The sequence below is a fragment of the Micrococcus sp. APC 4021 genome, from assembly GCF_030407635.1.
In the GTDB taxonomy this organism is placed as follows: Bacteria; Actinomycetota; Actinomycetes; order Actinomycetales; family Micrococcaceae; genus Micrococcus; species Micrococcus luteus.
In genome coordinates, this window is the sequence record NZ_JASDCZ010000156.1 from 1 (window position 1) to 4,346 (window position 4,346).

At 74.5% G+C, this 4,346-nt stretch carries 3 protein-coding genes and 2 tRNA genes; 2 read left to right on the forward strand and 3 right to left on the reverse strand.

Going from position 1 to position 4,346, the window contains the following annotated elements:
* A partial coding sequence (locus QL983_RS10505; RefSeq protein ID WP_290152916.1) for a 5'-nucleotidase C-terminal domain-containing protein occupies window positions 1-2,067 on the reverse strand: 2,067 nt, incomplete at its 3' end.
* Between the two features lie 142 nt (window positions 2,068-2,209).
* Window positions 2,210-2,297, reverse strand: a tRNA-Ser gene (locus QL983_RS10510).
* A gap of 143 nt (window positions 2,298-2,440) precedes the next feature.
* Between QL983_RS10510 and QL983_RS10515 the strand changes: the two genes are divergently transcribed.
* Window positions 2,441-3,502, forward strand: a complete 1,062-nt coding sequence (locus QL983_RS10515) for an NAD(P)H-quinone oxidoreductase (RefSeq protein ID WP_036316047.1) — start codon at window positions 2,441-2,443, stop codon at window positions 3,500-3,502.
* Window positions 3,499-3,948, forward strand: coding sequence for a hypothetical protein (locus tag QL983_RS10520; protein ID WP_002858061.1), 450 nt, complete (start codon window positions 3,499-3,501; stop codon window positions 3,946-3,948). Before QL983_RS10515 ends, QL983_RS10520 begins: the two co-directional genes overlap by 4 nt.
* A gap of 74 nt (window positions 3,949-4,022) precedes the next feature.
* On the opposite strand, the gene QL983_RS10525 is transcribed toward QL983_RS10520, so the two are convergent.
* Window positions 4,023-4,096, reverse strand: a tRNA-Thr gene (locus QL983_RS10525).
* Between the last annotated feature and the right edge of the window lie 250 nt (window positions 4,097-4,346).

Here is a 4,346-nt window from a genome sequence, read left to right on the forward strand (position 1 = left end):
GGTGGGGGTCGGGGCCGCGGTGACCTCGAGGGCATGGCGCACCACGGTCGTGCTGCCGTCGGCGTAGCGCACGGTCATCACGAGCTCGCCCGTGCCCGCGGCGGCGGGGGCGGTGATCCCGGAGAGCGTGACGGTCTCGGAACCCGTGGGGACTGCCACGGTGCCCAGGGCGGTCTCGGTGCCGTCGGCCGTGCGGAAGGCGACGTCGACCGCGGTCGCCGCGGGGGCGCCGTCGGAGTCCACCACGAGGTCCCCGAGGGTCAGGCCGACGGCCTGCCCGGCCTCGACCGAGGCGGGGGCGTCGGTGACCGGCACGCCGTTCTTGCCGAAGTCCGGGGCGACGGCGCCGTGGGCCGCGTCCTGGGCGCGGGCGTAGTCCGTGATCGCCTGGGAGTCCAACAGGCCCATGTTCACGAAGTTCTGGCGGCCGGTCGCGAAGGCGGTGTAGCCGTCGGGGGCCTTGGTCGGGTCCCCGAGCGTCGTCCAGGTGTCGTCGGCCAGGAACGACTGGCTGGCCACCGTGTACATGCGGTCCGCCTGGAGCGGCTCGCCGTCGATCCACACGCCGGTCACCTTGTCCCCCTGCGGGCGGGACTCGTCGTAGGTCCAGGTCAGCTCCTCGGACCAGCCGAGGGTGAACTTGCGCACGTCGTTCCGCCAGTTCTCCTCGAGGGCCAGCTTGATGGAGGAGCCCGGGATGTCGAAGTAGGTGATGGTGTTGCCGAACGGCGCCATGTCGAGCAGCTCGCCCAGGGTGAGGCGACCGACGAGGTCGGCCGGCTTGGCCGGGAACGCGCCGCCGTCGGTGAAGCGGTCCGTCAGCAGCTCGGAGCGCAGGCCGCCGGGATTGGTCACGCCGAGGTCCACCTCGGGGTTCGCCTGCTCGGCGGCGTGCTTGACGGCGTCGCCCACCCAGGTGCCCAGGGTGGTCTCGGCGGCACGCGTGCCGCCGGCCTTCCAGGACCCACCCGCGTCGATCAGCTTCTGGTAGTCGGTGGTGATGGAGGCGGACAGGTCGGCCACGACCTCGCCCTGCAGGTCCTCGAAGACCGCGACGGCCTCCTGCTCGATCGCGTACACCTGGGCGGTGACGGGGGATTCCGCGGCGGCCTCGGCGGGGGCCTGCGTGGACCGGGTCAGCAGGCGCGGGGTGAGCCCGGTGACCTCGCCGTCGGCGCCCACGGTCAGCTCGACGGCGGCCAGGTGGCTGCCGGAGGCGCCCGCCTGGATCACGGGGCGGTGGGCGCCGCCGGCCGTGGTGTCGTACTGGTAGAGCTGGTGGGTGTGGGCGTTGAAGATGACGTCCACGGCGGAGGAGGTCTCGCCGACGATGCGGTCGAATTCGGCCCGGGCCGCCCGCTCGGCGGCCAGCTCGCCCGCGCCGGCGGCGCCGTCGTGGTACGAGGCCACGATCACGTCGGCGGCGTCCTGGGCCTCCAGCTCGTCCGCGACCGCGTTCACGGCGGCGACCTCGTCGAGGACCTCGTTGCCCTTCAGGCCCGCGCCGGTGGTGGTCGCGTACAGCTCGTTGGGGGAGGCGCCGATGACGGCGACGCGCACGCCGTCGACGTCGAAGACGGCGTGCGAGGTGAGGACGGGCTCCTTGCTCGTCGGGTCCACCAGGTTGGCGGAGAGCACCGGGAACTGGGCCCGGGACTCCACGCGGCCCTGCAGGTCGTCCAGGCCCTTGTCGAACTCGTGGTTGCCGGCGGTCAGCGAGGCCAGGCCGAGCGCGTTCATCACGTCGATCGTCGGGTTGTCCTGCTGCACGTTGGACACGGACTTCGAGCCGCCGATCAGGTCGCCGGCGCTGGTCAGCAGCGTGGAGCCGGCGCCGTGTTCGGCCTCGAACGCGGTGCGGTAGTCCTCCACCGTGTCCGCGAACTGCGTGCCGATGTAGTCCGCGGACAGCGCGCCGTGGAAGTCGTTGAAGGACAGGATCGAGATGGTGGTCTCGTCCGCGGCGGCCGTCTCGACGGCCAGGGCGGGCGCCGCGCTCGCGGGCGCGAGGACGAGGACGGTGCAGGCGGCCGTGGTGACGGCACGGCGACGGAACAGGCTGGACATGGCTCTCCCCGGGATGCGTGATGACAGAGGTGCGCCGCCGGTGGACGGCGGGGTGACGCGCCGAGTCCACCACATCCAGGTGGCCCCCAGGTGAACGAGAGACGGCGGGCCGTCCGGCCCGCCGCCTCTCGTCGTGTGCACGCGGATGGTGAGGGATTCGAACCCTCGGCGCGGGGTCACCGCGCACCGGTTTTCAAGACCGGCTCCTTCGGCCGCTCGGACAACCATCCCGGGCCTGACCGCGACGGCGTGGGCCGCCGCGTCGAGGACCCACTCTAGCCCGTGGCCCGGCGGGCGACCGGTGGCGAGTCCGGCCCCCGCGCGCGAGGATGGACCCTCGACCCTCGACCCCCGACCAGAGGAGGAGACCCCCATGGACGTCCCCGCACAGATGCGCGCCGTGCGATTCACCGGCGCCGGCGACAACGGCGTCGTCCGCGTGGGCCACGAGCCCGTGCCGGACCCCGGCCCGGGCGAGGTGCTGGTGCACGTGGCCGCCGCGGGTCTCAACCGCGCGGACATCGCGCAGCGCGAGGGCCGCTATCCGCCGCCGCGCGGCGCCTCCGAGATCCCCGGACTCGAGGTCTCCGGCACCGTGGCGGCGCTGGGACCCGAGGCCGGGATGCCGGGTGAGGGGCGGTTCGCCGTCGGTGACCGGGTGTGCGCGCTCCTGGCCGGCGGCGGCTTCGCCGAGTACGTCGCCGTGCCGGCGGGCCAGCTCATGGCCGTCCCCGACGGCGTCGGCCTCGTCGAGGCGGCGGCCCTGCCGGAGGTCGCCTGCACGGTGCACTCGACGCTCGTGGGCCGGGCGGGCGTGCAGGCCGGGGACCGGGTGCTCGTGCACGGCGCCACCGGCGGCATCGGCTCCTTCGCCGTCCAGTTCCTCACCGCGGTCGGCGCCCGGGTGCTGGGCACCGCCGGCGGCCCGGAGAAGGTGGCGCTCGGCCGTGGGCTGGGCGCCGAGCACATGTTCGACCACCGCGCCGCCGAGTCCGGTGCCTTCGCCCCGTGGGTCAAGGAGGTCACGGACGGCCACGGCGCGGACGTCATCCTCGACGTCGTCGGCGCCCCGTACCTGGCACCCAACGTGTCCGCGCTCGCCCCCGAGGGACGCATCGTGACGCTCGCGGTCCAGGGCGGCGCCGTCCCGGAGGACTTCAACATCATGAAGCTGGTGGTCAAGCGCGGCTGGCTGACGGGGGCGACGCTCCGCTCCCGCTCGGTCGTGGACAAGGCCGGGATCGTGGCCGCGGCCGAACGTGCCGTGTGGCCCCTGGTGGCGGCGGGCCGCATCGACGCGAGCGTCGGGGCGTGCTTCCCGCTCGCCGAGGCCGCCGAGGCGTTCGACTGGTTCGACTCCGCCACCCGCACGGGCAAGGTCGTGCTCGTCACCGACCCCGCCGACGCGCGCCGGCCGTCCGGCGACCGCGCATGAGGGGGCCCTTCGCACGCTTCCGTCAGGAGCGTGCCGACGACCGCGAGCTCGGCACGGGGCTGTGGCGCCGTGCCCACGACCGACTCGGCCGGGCCCTGGACCGCTACTGGCAGGTGCTGGAGGGCCAGCGGGGCACGGACGTGCTGAGCCCCGAGGAGCGCAACGGCGTGGTCCACGCCGGTAACGTCCTCACGGAACGGCTCCCCGCGGTCCGTGCCCTGTGCGTCCGCCTGCACCGGGACCACGAGGGCGACGGCGAGCACATCCCGGCCGAGGCCGCCGACGTCCACCGTGAGCTCTCCCGCGCCGCACACGAGCTGGCCGCCACCGCCCAGGCCCTCGCCCTGTACCGGCTCGGCCAGGGCTCGGCGGAGTCGGTCGGCCGGCACGCCGAACGCACCCTCGGCCACCTGGACCGGGCGGAGGAGCTGGGAGCCGGGCTCTGACGGCGGCGCGCCCCGGAGGGCCGGCCCGGAGACGAGAGGACCCCGCCGCGTGATCACGCGGCGGGGTCCGGGGGAGCCCCCTGCCGGATTCGAACCGGCGACCTGCTCTTTACGAGGGAGCTGCTCTGGCCAGCTGAGCTAAGGAGGCACGTGACCGTGAACGGCCACGGCTGACGAGCATACCGGTTTCGCGGCCCCGATTCCACCGCGCGGCCGGGCGCGCGGGCCACCGAGTGTGGCCCGCGCCTTCCGCAGGCGTTCACCCCCAGGCCACGCCGCGGCCAGACGGGGACGGTTCCCTGGTGGGCACACACCGTCGACGGGAGACGCATGAGCCTGCCCCACGCCCCTCGCACCCCGGCACCCCCCGCCGCGGCGTGGCCTGGGGGTGAACGCCT